The sequence below is a fragment of the Streptomyces sp. NPDC102402 genome (assembly GCF_044765765.1).
Taxonomy (GTDB): domain Bacteria; phylum Actinomycetota; class Actinomycetes; order Streptomycetales; family Streptomycetaceae; genus Streptomyces.
Map to the genome: position 1 here is coordinate 258,019 of NZ_JBIWKR010000009.1, position 17,020 is coordinate 275,038.

General features: G+C 73.1%; 16 protein-coding genes and 1 tRNA gene. 15 read left to right on the top strand and 2 right to left on the bottom strand.

Annotation, left to right across the window (positions count from 1 at the left end):
* Positions 1-110: 110 nt before the first annotated feature.
* The 10 genes from ACIRJR_RS25705 to ACIRJR_RS25750 all read left to right on the top strand — a co-directional run bounded on the left by ACIRJR_RS25705 (position 111) and on the right by ACIRJR_RS25750 (position 8,182).
* Positions 111-521, top strand: a complete 411-nt coding sequence (locus ACIRJR_RS25705; protein ID WP_403784689.1) for a Fur family transcriptional regulator — start codon at positions 111-113, stop codon at positions 519-521.
* Between the two features lie 279 nt (positions 522-800).
* Positions 801-1,502: a hypothetical protein gene (locus ACIRJR_RS25710; protein ID WP_403784691.1), complete on the top strand. Its 702-nt coding sequence runs from the start codon at positions 801-803 to the stop codon at positions 1,500-1,502.
* A gap of 7 nt (positions 1,503-1,509) precedes the next feature.
* On the top strand, positions 1,510-2,145 hold the full coding sequence (locus ACIRJR_RS25715; RefSeq protein WP_403784693.1) for a MauE/DoxX family redox-associated membrane protein: 636 nt from the start codon (positions 1,510-1,512) through the stop codon (positions 2,143-2,145).
* Complete coding sequence (locus ACIRJR_RS25720; RefSeq protein WP_403784695.1) at positions 2,121-2,669, top strand: hypothetical protein; 549 nt, start codon at positions 2,121-2,123, stop codon at positions 2,667-2,669. Before ACIRJR_RS25715 ends, ACIRJR_RS25720 begins: the two co-directional genes overlap by 25 nt.
* The gene (locus ACIRJR_RS25725) at positions 2,666-3,583 is read left to right on the top strand and encodes a peptidoglycan-binding protein (protein WP_403784697.1); all 918 of its coding nucleotides are present in this window, start codon (positions 2,666-2,668) and stop codon (positions 3,581-3,583) included. The genes ACIRJR_RS25720 and ACIRJR_RS25725 overlap by 4 nt, the downstream gene beginning before the upstream one ends.
* Positions 3,584-3,772, top strand: coding sequence for a hypothetical protein (locus ACIRJR_RS25730; protein ID WP_403784699.1), 189 nt, complete (start codon positions 3,584-3,586; stop codon positions 3,770-3,772).
* Positions 3,773-3,844: 72 nt separating this feature from the next.
* Positions 3,845-4,348 (top strand): hypothetical protein, encoded by a 504-nt coding sequence (locus ACIRJR_RS25735; RefSeq protein WP_403784701.1) that lies wholly within the window; start codon positions 3,845-3,847, stop codon positions 4,346-4,348.
* A 184-nt stretch (positions 4,349-4,532) separates the two neighbouring features.
* Complete coding sequence (locus ACIRJR_RS25740) at positions 4,533-5,267, top strand: D-Ala-D-Ala carboxypeptidase family metallohydrolase (RefSeq protein ID WP_403784703.1); 735 nt, start codon at positions 4,533-4,535, stop codon at positions 5,265-5,267.
* Positions 5,268-5,460: 193 nt separating this feature from the next.
* Positions 5,461-7,209: a glycoside hydrolase domain-containing protein gene (locus ACIRJR_RS25745; protein ID WP_403784705.1), complete on the top strand. Its 1,749-nt coding sequence runs from the start codon at positions 5,461-5,463 to the stop codon at positions 7,207-7,209.
* Positions 7,210-7,243: 34 nt separating this feature from the next.
* On the top strand, positions 7,244-8,182 hold the full coding sequence (locus tag ACIRJR_RS25750) for a penicillin-insensitive murein endopeptidase (RefSeq protein ID WP_403784707.1): 939 nt from the start codon (positions 7,244-7,246) through the stop codon (positions 8,180-8,182).
* Positions 8,183-8,227: 45 nt separating this feature from the next.
* Here ACIRJR_RS25750 and selD read toward each other — a convergent pair whose 3' ends face one another.
* Complete coding sequence (gene selD / locus ACIRJR_RS25755; protein ID WP_403784709.1) at positions 8,228-9,259, bottom strand: selenide, water dikinase SelD; 1,032 nt, start codon at positions 9,257-9,259, stop codon at positions 8,228-8,230.
* Positions 9,260-9,314: 55 nt separating this feature from the next.
* On the opposite strand from selD, the gene ACIRJR_RS25760 reads away from it, so the two are divergent.
* From ACIRJR_RS25760 to ACIRJR_RS25775, 4 genes are all read left to right on the top strand, one after another.
* Positions 9,315-9,408, top strand: a tRNA-Sec gene (locus ACIRJR_RS25760).
* 23 nt (positions 9,409-9,431) lie between these two features.
* A complete protein-coding gene (gene selA / locus ACIRJR_RS25765) occupies positions 9,432-10,751 on the top strand; it encodes an L-seryl-tRNA(Sec) selenium transferase (RefSeq protein ID WP_403784711.1) in 1,320 nt (439 codons plus the stop codon).
* Between the two features lies 1 nt (position 10,752).
* On the top strand, positions 10,753-12,519 hold the full coding sequence (gene selB, locus ACIRJR_RS25770; protein WP_403784713.1) for a selenocysteine-specific translation elongation factor: 1,767 nt from the start codon (positions 10,753-10,755) through the stop codon (positions 12,517-12,519).
* A 43-nt stretch (positions 12,520-12,562) separates the two neighbouring features.
* Positions 12,563-13,168 (top strand): hypothetical protein, encoded by a 606-nt coding sequence (locus tag ACIRJR_RS25775; RefSeq protein WP_403784715.1) that lies wholly within the window; start codon positions 12,563-12,565, stop codon positions 13,166-13,168.
* 19 nt (positions 13,169-13,187) lie between these two features.
* On the opposite strand, the gene ACIRJR_RS25780 is transcribed toward ACIRJR_RS25775, so the two are convergent.
* Positions 13,188-14,387: a PP2C family protein-serine/threonine phosphatase gene (locus tag ACIRJR_RS25780; protein WP_403784717.1), complete on the bottom strand. Its 1,200-nt coding sequence runs from the start codon at positions 14,385-14,387 to the stop codon at positions 13,188-13,190.
* Between the two features lie 313 nt (positions 14,388-14,700).
* On the opposite strand from ACIRJR_RS25780, the gene ACIRJR_RS25785 reads away from it, so the two are divergent.
* Entirely contained in the window at positions 14,701-16,974 is a 2,274-nt protein-coding gene (locus ACIRJR_RS25785; RefSeq protein WP_403784719.1) for a protein kinase, read from the top strand.
* Positions 16,975-17,020 lie beyond the last annotated feature (46 nt).

The window sequence follows — 17,020 nt, forward strand, 5'->3', positions numbered from 1 at the left end:
ATGGACTTCATCCAAGTCAAGAAGTGCGCTAAAACGATAACGACCGGGGTGCGGCGTCGTGGGTCCTTCCGGGGCCGCGCGTCCCCCGTGAAGTGGAGCAGGTGAACGAGATGAGCGACCTCCTGCAACGACTGCGGGGCAGCGGATGGCGGTTGACCTCGCAGCGGCGTGTCGTCGCGGAGGTCCTCGATGGTGACCACGTGCACCTGACGGCGGACGAGGTGCATCTGCGGGCCGCCGAGCAACTGCCCGAGATCTCCCGCGCGACCGTCTACAACACGCTGGGGGAACTCGTCGCGCTCGGCGAAGTTCTGGAGGTCTCCACGGTGGGCCGGGCCAAGCGCTACGACCCGAACGCGCGCCGCCCCCATCAGCACCTGGTGTGCTCCCGCTGCGGCACGGTCCGCGACGTCCACCCGGCCGGCAACGCCCTCGGTGACCTGCCCGACACCGAGCGGTTCGGGTTCTCCGTCGACGCGGTGGAGATCACCTACCGCGGATTGTGCCCGGCCTGCGCCTGACCGCGGCCGGATCCACCTCCCGGGCAGGCGTACGGAGAGTGGGTGCCCGCCCGCCGCGCCGGGGGGCGGTGTCGCCCGGAGGGTGAGTGCCCGCCCGCCGCGCCCGGGGCGCACCCCTCCGCCCCGGAGCGCCGCGCCATCGGGGCGGAGGGATGCGCCCGGACGCTCCCGGCGCAGACGGCCTCGGGCGGACGCGTGATTGACAGGGGCATGACTCTTGTCTAGTTTCCTCAGCGGCTGCGGTGTCACACCAGACCCCCGCGCCTCGGGAGGATGCACATGACCGTGTCGTTCGTCACGCATCGCGCACTCGACGGCGGGACGTACCACCTGGAGGGGAGCATCGACCTCCAGGCGCCGTGCACTTCGGCCGTCGAGGTGGTGGCCGGCGGCCGGCTGGTCGAATTCACCTCCGGGCCGGCCTCCCTGGGGGACGACGTGGCCGCCTCCCTGGGGATCGCGTCAGCCGAGTCCGAGCTCACCTTCCAGAAGGGCACGCTGCGCATCTTCCGGTCGGTCGAGCGTGAGCCGCGCTCGGGGCTCGTGGAGCGGCCGTCGCTCGTCGTGTGGCGCGGCGAGCGGCATTCGCTCGTGACCCGGCTGTACGGCCTGGGCCTGGCCGCGGTGCTCGGGCTGCTCCGGTCCGTGCGCGTCGCGGAGAGCGAGTACGGGCTCACCCTCCAGCCGGATCCATCGGCCGGAAGCGCCTTCGCGCGGCCCGCGACGGTGATCAAGGAGGTGCCCGGGCTCGGGCTGCTGGAGCTGTCCCGGCGTACGAAGGAACACACCGCCCAGCTCCCGCCCTGGAAGGGGGTGGCGGTGGCGTCCGGAGAACTGTTCCGCGACACGCTCTCCGACGGCAGCCCGTTCTTCGTGCTCTCCTCGACCGAGATCTGGGCCACGCTGGTGCCACTCGCGTCCACCCCCGTCGAGCGGGTGCCCGAACTCGTGGGGCGACTCACGCTGCGGCACACCGGGTGATGCGCCGGTGACCGGTTTCTACGGCGGGCTGAGCGCCTCCGTCGTCATCCTGACCCTGTTCCTGGGTGCGGGGTCCCACGCCGCCGCTCCGGCCGCACTGGGTGACGCGCTGTGGGCCCACGGCGTGCTGGGCCCGCGGCTCCGCCGGTTCGCCGCCGTCGCCCTGCCTGTCGCGGAGGGTGTCCTGGGGGCGGTCGGCGCGATCGCGCTCCTGACGGGCCATCAGTGGGGGCTGCGGGCCGTACTCGCCCTGGGAGCCGTCCTCTTCGGGCTCTACGCCGGCTACACGCGGCACGTTCTCACTCTCGGCCGCGGGGGCCCGTGCGGCTGCTCCGGCCGGGATGTGCCCCTGAGCCGCTGGGTGACCCGGCGGGCCGTGGCCCTCGCCGTGCTCGCGACGGCCGGCGCCGCCGTCGCCGGGACGGGCCCCGTAGGGCTGCCCACGGTGGAACTGATCACCCTGACGCTCGCGGCTCTCGCCTGCACCGCGCTGCTCTGGGCCATCCCCGCGGCCATGCACGAGCCGGCCGCTGCGCCCGTCCACCCCCCGACCAGGGTCCCTGATCACCAGCAGGCCAGGACCACCGTGCACCGGACCGCCGAAGGAGTGCAGACGCCATGGACTTCACCACCAGCGCCCTGATCGCCTCGTGGGCGGCGATCGCGCTGCTCGCGCTGGTCGTCTCGGGACTGATCAGGCAGGTGCACCAGCTGTCACGGACGCAGCCGCACCGCCCCGGCCGAGTGGGCCTCGCCCCCGGTGCGCACGCGCCCGGCCTCGACGCGGCCCGGCCCGGTCCGGCAGGGCTCGACGGCCTCCTGGCGCCGGGCCGCGCCGCGCTGCTGCTCTTCCTCGACGCGGACTGCCGCACCTGCGGGCAGGTGCTCGCCGAGGCCGGCGCCTGGACCGTCCGCCAGGGCGGTGCCGCCTCCCCGCAGGTGCTCGGGCTCTACGCGGGCGCCGGGCCGCTGGCCGACGGGGGACCCGTCCCGGTCAGGGACCACCGCCCGGAGCTGTTCACGGCCTACGACATACCCGCCACCCCCTACGCCGTGGCCATCGATCCCGAACACCGGATCGTGCGTTCCGAGCCGCTCGGCTCACCCACCGCGCTGCTGCGGCTGCTCGACGACATCGCACCCGCAACGCCGAGGAGCCGGCCGTGACTTCACTGGACGATGTGCCCACGCTGCGCCGCCCAGGGGGAGCCGGCCGCCGCTCGCGGACCGGGCGAGGGCCCCTCGCGTCCTTCGCGCCGTCCCGGCGCACCGTGCTGCAGGCGGCGACCGCCGCGGGGTTCGCGGCGCTGGGGGTGTTCTCGGCCGCGCGGGAGGCCTACGCCGACGGCTACGACATCTGGACCGGCGCGTGCCCGAGCTATGCCGAGGACCACAACTGCTCCCCGGGCTGCGGGCCCAGCACCGTCTACGCCGACGCCTGCGTGACCTCGGGGGCGAACACCGGCTTCCACCGGACGGACGGAGTCACCTGGACCCTGCGGCCCAACCAGTGCTATGCCGGTACCTACGACGGCTGGCTGTGGCGCTACAGCGCGGCCTGCGGAAGCTGCGGCTGCGGTATCGAGCGGCGCTGCCACGACGGGTACCGCAACACCGGCTCCGGCTGGGTGAAGTCCATCTGCCGCTGGACCACCGACTGCGACTGCCCCGGCTCCGTCAGCTGGCCGGTCATCGGCAGCGGAGCCACCGGACCGGACGTCCACACGGTGCAGCATCTTCTCACCCACCACGGGCATCCCACGGACGTCGACGGCATCTTCGGGCCGGACACCGAGGCGCAGGTCGAGGCGTTCCAGTCGGCGAACGGACTCAGCCCCACGGGCAGCGTCAGCGCGGCCACCTGGCCGGTACTGGTCGTCACCGTGCGCCAAGGCGACGTGAACAACGCCGTGCGGGGCGCACAGCGGCAGCTCAACAAGCACGGATCCGCACTGACGGTCGACGGCAACTTCGGTTCGCTCACACGCCAGGCCGTCCTCTCGTTCCAGTCACTGCACGGCCTGACCGCCGACGGCGTGGTGGGGCAGAACACCTGGCTCACCCTGACCGGGACGGTCTAGGTGGGCGAGTCGTCCCACCGCGCGGGCCGGCCGGGCCGCGCCCGTGCCGCACGGGCGCTGTTCACCGATCCCGTCCTGCCCGTGGCGGCCCTGGGGATCGCGGCGATCGCCGCCGTCCTGCACGCTCCCGTGCTGACCTGGGCGATCACCGGTGGGCTGGCGGGCTATTCGCTCTCAGGCTCCGTTTGAACGCGTAACAGCGCGTTCGCGCTGGCCTCGCCAGGTTGGCGGGCAACGTACAGACAGGCGCTGGTCCTCGGCGTGTTCACCTGCGGTCTGCTGGCCGGCGGGGTGCTGACGGCCGGGGTGCTGTGGCTTCTGTCCGGTCTCCTCACACCGCTCCCGGCCGGCGTGCGGCAAGGGCTGATCGCGGCCGGGGCGCTGCTCGCCGCGCTGCGCGACGCGGGCAGGCTGCCGCTACGGCTGCCGCAGAACGCCCGGCAGATTCCGCAGGACGTCCTGCGCCGTCATCTGGCACGCGGTGCGCTGCAGTTCGGCTTCGAGCTCGGCACTGGCGTGCGCACCTACGTCTCGGCGAGCGCGCCGTACGCGATGGCGCTGGCGGTGCTCCTGTCCGGGGGCTCCTACGCGCCCGCCCTGGCCGCCGGACTCGGCTTCGGCGCGGGCAGGGCGCTCACCCCGGCTCTGCGCAGGCTCTCCGGAGACGGGGAACGCTGGGACGACCGGCTCGCGAGGCGCCTGAGCGGCGTGACCGTCGTGTGCTCCGTGCTGGTCGCCGCCACGGCCTGCGCGGTCTGGCGGTAGCCTCGTCGGCCGCCTCCGGCCACTGCACTCCATCGCGGAACAACCCCCGCCAGATACATATCAGTTGTGCCGGAGGTCTGGTCCTGTGGCAGATGGTGATGGTGTGGACACGCTACGGCGAGGGGCGTCAGACTCGCCTCAGCCCTCTTGCGGGGAATCGGGAAGGACTCACAACGGAGGCGCCATGTTGAGGCGTACGATCCAACTCGCTCTGGCGTTTGTCATGATCATGGCAGCAACGGTGGGGGGAGTGCTGGCAACCGCCGCCCCGGCCCAGGCCGACGAGTGCTACAGCTGGGGCCGCACCCTGTCCGAAGGGATGTCGGGCGACGACGTGACCCAGCTGCAGATCCGGGTGGCCGGACATGTCGACCACGGCGAGATCCTCTCCGTCGACGGCAACTTCGGCCCGCGGACCAAGGCCGCTGTCACCAAGTTCCAGCAGGCGTACGGCCTCGGAGCGGACGGCGTCGCGGGCTCCCAGACGTTCTCGAAGATCTACGCGCTGCAGGACCCTGACTGCACGCCCATCCACTTCACCTACGCCGAACTGAACAACTGCAACTCCGACTGGTCCGGTGGCGCGGTCAGCGCCGCGACGGCCAAGTCCAACGGTCTGCGCACGATGTGGAAGCTGGAGGCCCTCAGGCACGCGATGGGCGACGTCCCGATCTCCGTGTCCAGCGGATTCCGCTCGGCGGCGTGCAACAACGCGGCAGGCGGTGCCTCCAACAGCCGGCACCTCTACGGTGACGCCGCCGATCTGATCGGAAGCCCGTCCTTCTGCGCGCTCGCCCAGCGAGCCCGCTCCCACGGCTTCGGCGGCATCTTCGGCCCCGGCTATCCCGACCACAACGACCACACCCACGTGGACGGACGCACCAGCCGCTCCTGGTCCGCGCCCAACTGCGGCGTCTGACAGTCCCCTCGCAACCCGCACAGCAGTGCGCCTTCCCCCGGGCCGGCCGCCGGCCCGGGGGAAGGCGCACCCGCACCGTCCCCGAGTGCGCGGCCGACCGGCCGCGGGCGGGCGTCGCTCGTGGCCGGACCTGAGCCGGCCCGCCCGGCAGCGCCCCCTCACTCTCCCCCCGCGTTCGATCAGGAGTGAACCGATGTCGTCCTGGATCCCCTGGCGTGTCCGCGCCGGAACCGCCCTGCTGGCAGTGCTCGCCGGCACCGGTGCGTTCGCCGCCCCCACCCCCGCCCTGGCGGACTCCCCGCCCGAGAGCCTGCGGAGCGTCACCTACCACGGCTACCGCATCGAGGTGCCCGCCGACTGGCAGGTCGTCGATCTGGCCGAACACCCGCGAGCCTGCCTCCGGTTCGACAGACCCGCGGTCTACCTGGGAGAACCCGCCGAACAGAACGACTGCCCCGCCGGCGTCGTCGGCCGTTCGGCGGGCATCGTCGTGGAGCCCATCACCGCCCGCTCCGCCGGCCAGGCCACGGCGGCGACCGCGCGGACCCAGCGCGGCAAGGCCACAGCCCCGTCCGCCGCGTCCAGCAACGACACCATCCAGGTCGCGGTCGAGGACGCCGGCGTCCTCGTCACCGCCGCCCACACACCGGAGACCGAGAACCTCGTACGCGGCGTTCTCGACACCGGCGAGCTCACCGGGAGCGCCGAGCGCACCGCGCTGCCCCGCACCACCCAGCGGTCCGGCGTCACCCCCCTGGCCGCGGCCGGCCCGCAGCCCGGCAGCTACCAGGGCAAGGGCTTCGACGCCTGCACCGCGCCCTCGCAGGCCGCGATGAACGCCTGGCAGGCGAGCTCGCCGTACAGCGCGGTCGGCGTCTACATCAGCGGCTCCTTCCGCGGCTGCGCCCAGCCGAACCTGACGGCGAACTGGGTGAGCAGCCAGACCAGCAACGGATGGCGGCTCTTCCCCATCGACGTCGGCCGCCAGGCACCGTGCACCAACTACTCGCTGAAGATGTCCACCGACCCCGCCACGGCCAGGTCCCAGGGCGTCACCGCGGCCGCCGGCGCCATCACCGCCGCGTCGAACCTCGGCATCCCGGCGGGCAGCGCCATCTACAGCGACATCGAGGCGTACACCTCCACGGCCTCCTGCAAGGCGTCCGTGCTGTCGTACCTGTCCGGTTGGACCGAACGGCTGCACAGCAGCGGCTATCTGTCGGGCTTCTACTCCAGCGCCGCCTCCGGCATCAAGGACGCCGCCGCCGAGTACGACAACGGTGCCTACACACGCGTCGACCACCTCTTCTACGCCTGGTGGAACGGCGCCGCCGACACCAACACCGGTACCTACGTGCCGTCCTCCTACTGGTCCGACCACCAGCGGATCCACCAGTACGCGGGGGAGGTCACCGAGTCCTACGGCGGCTACTCGATCAACATCGACCGCGACTACCTGGACGTCGGCAAGGGCTCCACGCCCACGCCCACCTGTTCCGGGGCGAACCTCGACTTCGCCACGTACACCACGGTCCGGAGCGGCTCGACCGGAGACCAGGTCAAGGCGGCCCAGTGCCTGCTCAAGGCCGCCGGCTTCGACCCGGGTACCCCCGACGGGATATTCGGGCCCGACACGACCGCCGCCGCCAGGAACTTCCAGTCCGGTAAGGGACTCACGGCGGACGGTGTGGTCGGCGCGAAGACCTGGACGGCCCTGCTTTCCCGCGGGTCCACCCCGACCGTCCAGAACGGCTCGACGGGAGAGGCCGTCACCCGGCTGCAGCGCGCCCTGACCGCCGCGCTCGGCCGGACGGTGTCCATCGACGGTGTCTTCGGCTCGGGCACCGCCCAGGCCGCACGTGACTACCAGTCCTCGCGGGGGCTGGGCGCCGACGGCATCGTCGGACCTGCCACCTGGGGCGCCCTCCAGTCCGGAAAGTGAGCAGGCGAATGAACAGGAAAGTGAGGCAGAGACCGTGAGACGACTCGCACGCATCATCACGCTGTTCACCGCGTTGGCGGGCCTGCTCCTCGGAACGGGCGCCCCCGCACAGGCCTTCCCGCAGGCCGCGTTCCCGCTGACCAGCAACGGCAGCCGAGGATCCGACGTCGTCGCGCTGCAGCACCTGCTCGCCGCGCACGGCCGTCCCGTGGCGGTGGACGGCGCCTTCGGCTCGGGCACGCGGACCGCCGTGGTGGGCTTCCAGCAGTCCAAGGGCCTGACGGCGGACGGCATCGTCGGGCCCGCCACCTGGGGCGCGCTCGCCGTCACCGTGCGACAGGGCGACAGCGGGCCGGCGGTGACGGCCCTCCAGTCGCTGCTCAACGCCAAGCGGGGAGCGGGCCTCTCGGCCGACGGGGCCTTCGGACCCGCCACCGGCACCGCCGTCCGCACCTTCCAGTCCCATGCGGGAATCGGCGCGGACGGAGTCGTCGGACCGGCTACCTGGCAGATCCTGCTGTGGCACTACGAGAACATCGACTTCGGCGGCAGCGCGATGTGCGCACAGAGCCCGGACGGCAACGCCGGCGCCCACTGGGCGACAGCCGGTGCCGTCGGCCAGCTGGAGGCCGCCGCCGCCGGATTCGCCGCCACCGGCAACGGCAGACTGCCCGTCGGTGACGCGGGCTTCGAGCACGGCGGGGACATCCCCGGCCACGGCAGCCACGAGGTCGGGATGGACATCGACGTGTGGCCCGCCCGCACCGACTCGGCGCAGTGCACCGCGGGGCGCATCACCTGGCAGTCGAGCACGTACGACCGCGCGGCCACCCGCAGGCTCGTGCAGGAGATCCGGGCGAAGGCCCCCGGCCACGTCCAGCTGATCTTCTTCAACGACCCGCAGCTGATCTCGGAAGGGCTGACCACCAGCTACGCGAACCACGACAACCACTTGCACATCCGCTACCGGTAGCGAACCGGCCGCGGGACCCGGGCCCCGCCCGCGGACCCGCGGCCCTCAGCTGATCACCAGTGTCGTCCCGGCCACGGCGGGAACCAGTTCCCCCACGACCGGATGTCCGGGAACCTCCCCGGCGACCAGCAGTCCGCCGGAGGTCTGCGCGTCGGCGAGCAGGTGCAGCAGGTCCTCGCTCGCCCGTCCCGCGTCGAGGTGAGGGCGCACCCATTCGAGATTGCGCAGGGTGCCGCCGCTGACGTACCCCGCCCGCAGGGACTCCCGGGCGCCGTCCAGCACGGGGACGGCGGCGGAGTCCACCACGGCGGTGACGCCGCTCGCCCTGGCCAGCTTGTGCAGATGGCCGAGCAGCCCGAATCCGGTCACATCCGTGGCGCACACGGCGCCGGCCTCCAGGGCAGCCGCAGCGGCCTTGTCGTTGAGCGCCGCCATGCTGGCGACGGCGTGCGCGAAGACCTCGCCGGTCCGCTTGTGGCGGTTGTTGAGTATGCCGACGCCCAGCGGCTTGGTCAGGGTCAGCGGCACACCCGGCCGGCCGGCGTCGTTGCGCAGCAGCCGGTCAGGATCCACCAGGCCCGTCACGGCCATTCCGTAGAGCGGCTCCGGGCTGTCGATGCTGTGGCCGCCGCCGACGAAGCACCCCGCGTCGCGGGCCACTTCGAGCGCTCCCGCCAGGACCTCCCGGGCCAGCTCCGCCGGCAGGACGTCACGGGGCCAGCCCAGCAGATTGAGCCCGACGACGGGCCGGCCGCCCATCGCGTAGACGTCGGACAGGGCGTTGGCCGCGGCGATCCGGCCCCAGTCGCGGGCGTCGTCGACGACGGGTGTGAAGAAGTCGGCCGTCGACACCAGCGCGGTGCCGTCACCGGTGAGCACCACCGCGGCGTCGTCGCCGTCGTCGAGCCCGACCAGCATCCGGTCCTCGTCGCCGCCCGGAGCCCCTCCGGGGCCCCCGGACGGCAGCAGTCCCGCGACCATCGCCTCCAGTTCCCCCGGAGGGATCTTGCAGGCGCAGCCACCGCCGTGTGCGAACTGGGTCAGCCGTACGGGTGCGGCGGGGCCAACTGTCGTCATACGGCGATCATTTCACTCTTGCCCCAGCGGTGTGCGGGGACCACAATCTTGCTCCGGAGGCGTTGGGTGGGCTGGTGCCCCTCCCGATCTTCAACATCGGTGTGGTCCGGTATCCGGGCCAGGCGGGTTCGATTCCCGTCCGCCTCCGCTGACTTCGATCGGGGTGGCGCGGGTGGCGGACACGACGGGCGAGCCGCCCGCGGACATCCGGCGGCAGGTGCCGAGCACCACGGTGCTCCTCGGCGACCCCCGGCTGAGCGAGGCGTCGGCCCGGCTGGGCAGGACCGCCGTCAAGGCCGCCGTCGGCACCGCCCAACAGCTCGTACGCGACGGACGGATCGGCCCGGACGACGCGGTCCACGCCGCCCTGGCCGCGCTCCCCGCGCACACGGCCGGACCGGGTCCCGTGCACAACGCCACCGGAGTGGTGCTGCACACCAACCTGGGACGGGCCCCGCTGTCGCGGTCCGCGCTGGAGGCGATGGCGGCGGCCGGCGGCTACACGGACGTCGAGCTGGACCTGAGCACCGGCAGACGGGCGTCACGCGGCCGCACTGCCATGGCCGCCCTGCGGGAGGCGGTACCGGCCGCGGAGGCGGTGCACGTGGTCAACAACGGAGCGGCCGCCCTGGCCCTGGCGGCGGTGACGCTGGCCCCGGGGCGCGACATCCTGCTCAGCCGGGGCGAGTTCGTGGAGATCGGCGACGGATTCCGGATACCCGAGCTGCTCGTCTCCTGCGGCGCGCGGATACGCGAGGTCGGCACCACCAACCGGACCCGCCTCGGTGACTACGCGGACGCCGCGGGCCCGGACACCGGTTTCATCCTCAAGGTCCACCCGTCGAACTTCACGGTGAGCGGCTTCACCGGGGGAGTGGAAGCCGGGGAACTGGCCTCCCTGGGCCTGCCCGTCGTCGTCGACATCGGCTCCGGTCTCCTCGCTCCCGACCCCGTGCTCCCGGACGAGCCCGACGCGGCCACGGCCCTGCGCGCCGGGGCCACCCTGGTCACCGCGAGCGGGGACAAGCTCCTCGGCGGGCCGCAGGCGGGGCTGGTCCTCGGCCGCGCCGACGTCGTGGAACGGATGCGCCGCCATCCGCTGGCCCGTGCCCTGCGGGTGGACAAGATCACCCTGGCCGCGCTGGAGGCGACCCTGCGCGGTCCCGAGCCACCCGTGCACACGGCCGTGCACATGCCGCTGCCGCAACTGCGCGTCCGCACGCTGCGCATGGCCGAGGACGTCGCGCGCCGAGGGCTGGACGCGCGCGTCGTGTCCCACGACGCGGTGGTCGGAGGAGGCGGCGCGCCCGGGGCCGTTCTGCCGTCCTGCGCGCTCAGCCTCCCCGACGACCTCGCGGAACCGCTGCGCACCGGTGAACCGGCCGTACTGGGACGGGTGTCGCGCGGGCGCCTGCTGCTGGACCTCCGGTGCGTACCGGAGGTGTGCGACAGCGACGTCCTCGCCGCGGTGCTGCGCGCCGCGGGGCTGTGACATGCGGGTCATCGCGACGGCAGGGCATGTCGACCACGGCAAGAGCACACTGATCCACGCACTGACCGGCACCCACCCCGACCGGCTGGCGGAGGAGCGCCGCCGCGGCCTGACCATCGACCTGGGCTACGCGTGGACGGACCTGCCGTCAGGTGACCGGCTGGCGTTCGTCGACGTACCAGGACACGAGAGGTTCGTGCCCACCATGCTGGCCGGCGTGGGACCCGTGCCCGCCGTGCTGTTCGTCGTCGCCGCAGACGAGGGCTGGAAGCCCCAGTCCGCCGAACACCTCGCCGCCGTGGACGCCCTCGGCGTGCGTCACGGACTGCTCGTCGTCACCCGCTGCGACGTGGCCGACCCCGCCCCCGCCACGGTGCAGGCACGGGAACGGATCCGTACCAGCACGCTCGGCAGCGTCGAGACGGTGGCCGTCAGCGCGCGCACCGGCGTGGGACTCGCCGAGCTCCGCGCCGCCCTCGGCCGGCTGGCCGCGCGGCTGCCGGACGGGGACCCCGACTCCCCGGTGCGGCTGTGGATCGACCGGTCCTTCACCGTGCGCGGCAGCGGGCTGGTGGTCACCGGCACACTCGGGGCGGGGCGGATCCGCCGGGGAGACGTCCTGGTCACCTCCCGCTCCGGCACCCCCGTACGCGTCCGGGCCCTGCAGACCCTCGGCGAGGAGACCGACCAGGCGCGTGCCACCGCCCGGGTCGCCGTCAACCTCCGGGGCCTCGACAAGGAGTCGACGGGCCGCGGTGACGCCCTGCTCACACCCGACAGCCACCTCCCCTGCCTGAGCTGCGACGTGCGTGTCCACGGCGGAACACCTGCCGCGGAACTGCCCCGCACCGCTGTCGCCCACATCGGCTCGGCGGCCGTACCCGTACGCGTACGTCCGCTCGGTGCGGAGACCGTCCGGCTGAGCCTGCCGGAACCACTGCCGCTGCGCATCGGCGACCGCGCGGTGTTGCGCGATCCCGGCCTGCGGCGGGTGCTCGCGGGCGTGACGGTACTCGACCCCCGGCCACCGGACCTGCGGCGCCGCGGTTCCGCGGCGCGGCGGGCGGCCGAACTGGCCGACGCCCACGGGACCCCGGGGGAGGCGTCCGAGCTACGGCGCAGACTCCTGGTCACGCGCGGAGAGCTGACCGCGATGGGCGTGTCCGTGCACACCGCACCCGTCGCGGGCGACTGGCTCGCCGACCCGGCCCACTGGACCACCCTGCGTGCCCGGCTGGCCGAACTGGTGACGGCGTACCGCTGCGAGCGGCCCACCGAGGACGGCATCCCGGTGGAGGCGGCGCGGTATCGCCTGGGGCTGCCGGCCGTCTCCCTCGTCGAGGCGCTGGTCACGCCGCCCCTGCTGATGAGCCGCGGACGCGTGACCGCCGGGCCCGCGGAGCAGCCCGCCCCCGTGGTGGAGGCGGTGCGCAGGCTCACCGCGGAACTCGACGGGCGGCCCTTCGCCGCGCCCCACGCCCAGCGGCTCGCGGAGCTCGGCTTCGGCCGCCGTGAGCTCGCCGCGGCGGTGCGCCACGGAGCGGTACTGCGGCTCGCGGAGCACGTGGTGCTGCTGCCGGACGCCCCCGGGCTGGCGGCCGACCGGCTGGGCGAACTCGACCAGCCGTTCACCGTGGGATCGGCGAGCCGCGCTCTGGACACCAGCCGACGCGTCACCGTTCCCCTGCTGGAGCACTGCGACGGTCAGGGCATCACCGAGGTGCTTCCCGACAGACGTCGCCGGCTGGTGCTTCGCGACGTCCGGTGATCCCGGCCGGAGCGGGGCAGCACGCGCGGTCTACGATGCGCTGATGCAGCCCTTCGCGCCGCCGCGGATACCGGCGAACGAGCTCCGGCCCGGCCGACACTGGTACGCCACGGCGGCCGTCATCGCCGTCGTACTGACGGTGCTGGGAGTGGCCGTCGGTGTGTACCGGATCGACAAGGTGACCGACGCGGTGGACACAGGCCATCAGTTCGCCGACGGTGACACCGTCACCCTGCGCCTCTCACCGGAGAGCGAGCGGACGATCTGGATCAAGGACCGGGGGCCGTCGGCCGCCCAGCGGTGCGGGATCACCGGTCCGGGCGACCCCCGTCTCACCGATCCGGGAGTCGACGTCTTCCTCACCCGTGACGAGACCTGGAATCCGCTCTACGCCATCGACGTGCCGCGAGCAGGGGACTACGAAGTCACCTGTTCGTCCCAAGGCCCGTCCCGCTACGCCATCGGGGACTCCGGAGGCCTGGTCGCGTTCGTGGGCGTGCTGGTACTGGCCGGCGCTCTCCCTGTCCTCGGAATCGGTGTCTGCGCCGTCATCGTCCTGATAACCGCCCTCCGCCGCAGGGGCCATCGCAAGCGGCTGCTCGCCGAACGCCACGGCCCCAGGGGCGAACATCCCGCGGCAGTCCGGTGAGTGACGAAGGCACAGGAGCTCACGGCGCCGTGCGCGTGTCGCGCGGTGTGAGCCCTCCGGCGCCGTGCCAGTCCAGGACGAGGACGGTGGCGTCGTCCTTGAGGTTGCCACGGCATGCGTCCAGTACCGCCGTGGTCAGGGCGCGGACCGCCTCCCGGGGATGCGAGGCGCGGGTGCCGGCCACGAGAGCGGCCAGGTCGACGGCAGCGGCACCGCGTTCCTGCATGCCGTCCGTGAGCAGGACCAGACGGTCGCCGGGGTGCAGCTGGAGCTCCTGGAGCCGGTAGGTCGTGGGCGCCGCGACGCCGAACGGCAGGTTCACGCCGAGCTGGACCTCCTCGGCCTCGGTGGTGCCCGCCCGCAGTCGCAGAGGCCAGGGGTGGCCCGCGTTGACCAGCTCGCACATGCCCGTCTCGAGACGGATGCACAGCAGTTGTCCGGTGGCCAGCCCGCGGTTGTGGCTCAGCAGGGCCTCGTGTGCGCGATGGGCCTGACGCAGGGCGTCGCAGCCCGCGCGTCGGGCGCCACGCAACGCGGCCGTGACCAGCGTGGCCAACAGGGCGGACTCGGTGTCGTGGCCCATGGCGTCGGTGATGGACAGGTGCAGTGTGTCCTGATCGAGGGTGTAGTCGTAGGTGTCCCCGCCGATGTCGTCCGCCGGGATCAGGCCCGCGGCCAGAGTGAACTGGGGGGCCTCGCAACAGGAGGACGAGGGGAGCAGCTGATGCTGGATCTCGGCGGCGAGACTCGTCCGAGTGGTGCGCCGGCCGGCGTGGTACAGATCGGTGAAGCGGCGGTCCGTCACGATGATGTAGGCCAGCGCGTGCGCGGCGTCACTGATCTGCCCGAGGACGGTGTCGTCGGCGTACTGCAGCGTCACCTCGAGCACACCGACGCAGTCCCCGCGATTGCTCACCGGTGAGATGATCCGCCGGCCGCCCTGACCGTCCGGCTCCACGTGCTGGCGCTGGCTGCGGAGCACCGTGTCGTAGATGCTGCCCTGCAGGTCGATCTGCTCCGTGGTGTCCGCCATGTCGCCCTCGGAGGGCGCGGTCAGGCGCAACAGCCGCTCCCCCATGAGGTCGACGAACAGGAACGACACACTCTCCGCTCCGAAGCGCTTGCGCAGGTCGTGCGCGATCACGCCCACGGACTCCCCGGGCGGCGCGGACTCCGCGGCGGTCAGAAGCTCGCCGAGTTCCAGATCTCTGCCATCCATGGCACCCCTCCCATCGTCTGTCGGCACTTGTTCCCCGGGTTCGCCGACCTCATCCGGTATTTCCGTCCCGCTGGGTGAATCGACGTGACCCGGAGCCCCGACCGCACGATGTGCCGTCCGCCACGCACCGGATCGCGGTTGCGGTCGCGTCCAGCGGGCAGGAGCCCTCGGCCGAGCGTGGCGGCAGGCCGTCCCGGGCCCCGGTTCGTCACCCGCTTCGTTCCACCGCGCTGCCCTGCGACTAGTTTGTGTGCAGGACATAAACGCGGGCCCGTGGTGACTGTGGTGCACGGGGGACGGGAGGTCGGGAAGAGTGTCGCTGCGCGGAGGTGACCCAGCCGAGATCGGCGGCTATCCGCTCGAGGCGCGGCTCGGCTCGGGCGGCATGGGCACGGTCTTCCTGGCCCGTACGAGTTCGGGGCGGCCTGTCGCGATCAAACTGATCCACCAGCAGTTCGCGGGGGACGACGAATTCCGCATCCGATTCCGGCAGGAGGTGGCGGCGGCGAGGCGGGTGAGCGGCGCGTTCACCGCCGCCGTGGTCGACGCCGCTCCTGAGGCCGAGCAACCGTGGATGGCGACGACCTACATCGAGGGGCACACGCTCGCCCAGCGCATCACCGCGGAGGGCCCGCTGGACGGAGCGGAGTTGAGGAGGCTCGCCATCGGGCTGGCGGAGGCCCTGCGCGACATCCACCGGGTGGGGGTCGTCCACCGTGATCTGAAGCCTTCGAACGTCGTGCTCTCGCCCGAGGGCCCCCGCGTCATCGACTTCGGCATCTCGCGCGCCGTGGACCAGCAGACGCTGACGATGACGGGGCGGGTCATCGGTACGCCGCCCTTCATGTCGCCGGAGCAGTTGCAGGCACCGCGTGGGGTGGGGCCGCGCTCCGACGTCTTCTCGCTGGGCACGCTGCTGGTGTACTCGGCGACGGGCCACGGGCCCTTCGACGCGGACAGTCCGTACATGACGGCGTACCAGGTGGTGCACGAGGAGCCGTCGCTGGGCGCCGTCCCGGTGGCGCTGCGCGCGGTCGTCGAGTCCTGCCTGGACAAGGATCCCGAAGGGCGCCCCTCGGCGGACGAACTCCTGGTGCTGCTGCGGGACCTGCCGGCCGATCTCGGCGGCACCGACGCGAACTGGGTCGGCGCGGGCCGGACCAGCGACATGCACACCCAGCATCACCTCACGGCGGCGGCCACGCCGGCGCCGAGTGCCACGACCGCCGCCCCGGCGCCGAACGCCGCGGTCGCCCACCCGCCCGGCCCCGGGACGTCGGGCACCGCCGCCCCCGTCGGCCGCCGACCGCGCCGCCGTTGGCGGCCCGTGCTCGCGGCCGCGGTCGCGGTGGCAGCGATCGGCGGGGGAGTCGCCGCACTGAATGCGGGCGGCATCGGGAAGGACGGCGGGCGCGACAAGGGCGACAGCGTCGCGGCACCGGGCGCCGCGCTGCCCGACGGCTTCGAGCCGTGGCGCGCGACCGTGCCGGGCAGCAGCCGGGACGACATCACCGACGAACTGCGGTGCGTGGCGCGCGGCGACGCGCTGTTCTGCGGGGGCGGCGGTACCGTCGCGACCCGTATCAGAGCCCAGGACGGCACGCGGGTGTGGACGGCGAGGAGCCCGGGCGTCCCCGTCCAGGGCATGCACCTGGTGGGTGCCACGGACGACACGGTGCTCGGTTACCGCTCCGCCGCCCAGGACGCCCCGCAGGACCCTCCCAGCGAGGTGGTCGCCATCGACGCGGACAGCGGCCGGGAGCTCTGGTCGGTACCGTCCGGCGCGCAGTCGACGGCCGTCACGGGCCGGACCCAGGACGCCCTCGTGGCCGGCTCCGCCGTCGTGACGGTCGACGCCGCCGACACCCGCTTCGAGGCCCGGGACGCGCACAGCGGTGAGGTGACCTGGACGACGCCGTTCCCCGCGGGTACGCAGTGCGCTCCCGTCCCGATGGGCTCCCGGTTCCTCGCGATGTGCGCGAAGCGTACGGAGGTGGACGACCTGGAGGTACGCCACCCCACCCTGCACACCGTGGACCGTGCCACGGGTGAGCTGGGCGATCCCGTCGAGGTCGACGGCCCCGCCGTGCCGATGGGCGTCGCCGACGGCCGGCTCGTACTCCTCCGGGAACACCGGGAGGGACCGGCGCTGGCCGGCTACGACGGGGCGGTGCGTGTCGACCCGGCCTCGCGGAAAGTCACGTACTCCTCTCTGTCCAGGACGTACGAGGGGACGCCCGGCATGGCGGACGGCACCGTGTACGTCAGCGGGCAGACCGGGCTCGTCACGGCGCTCGACCCCGCGACCGGCCGGAAGAAGTGGTCACGGCAGACCGGTGTGGAAGGTGCGTCGGGTCCCGCGCAGGGAACAGGCGCGCTGTACTTCAGCTCGGCCACCGGCCGGGTGGTCGCACTGTCGCCGGAGGACGGTGGAACCCTGTGGACGACGGACCCGCGGGCCGACGGCCTGACGGGCGGGCAGGGAGCGAGCCCGCGCGTGACCGTGGCGGGACGCGCGGTCATCGTGGCGGCAGCCGAGAACACCCTCTTCGCCTTCGACGCGCGTAATCCGCCGAAGCAGGGCTGACCGGACGGTGACGCGGGATGCCGGACGCTCCCTCGCCGCACGGCCG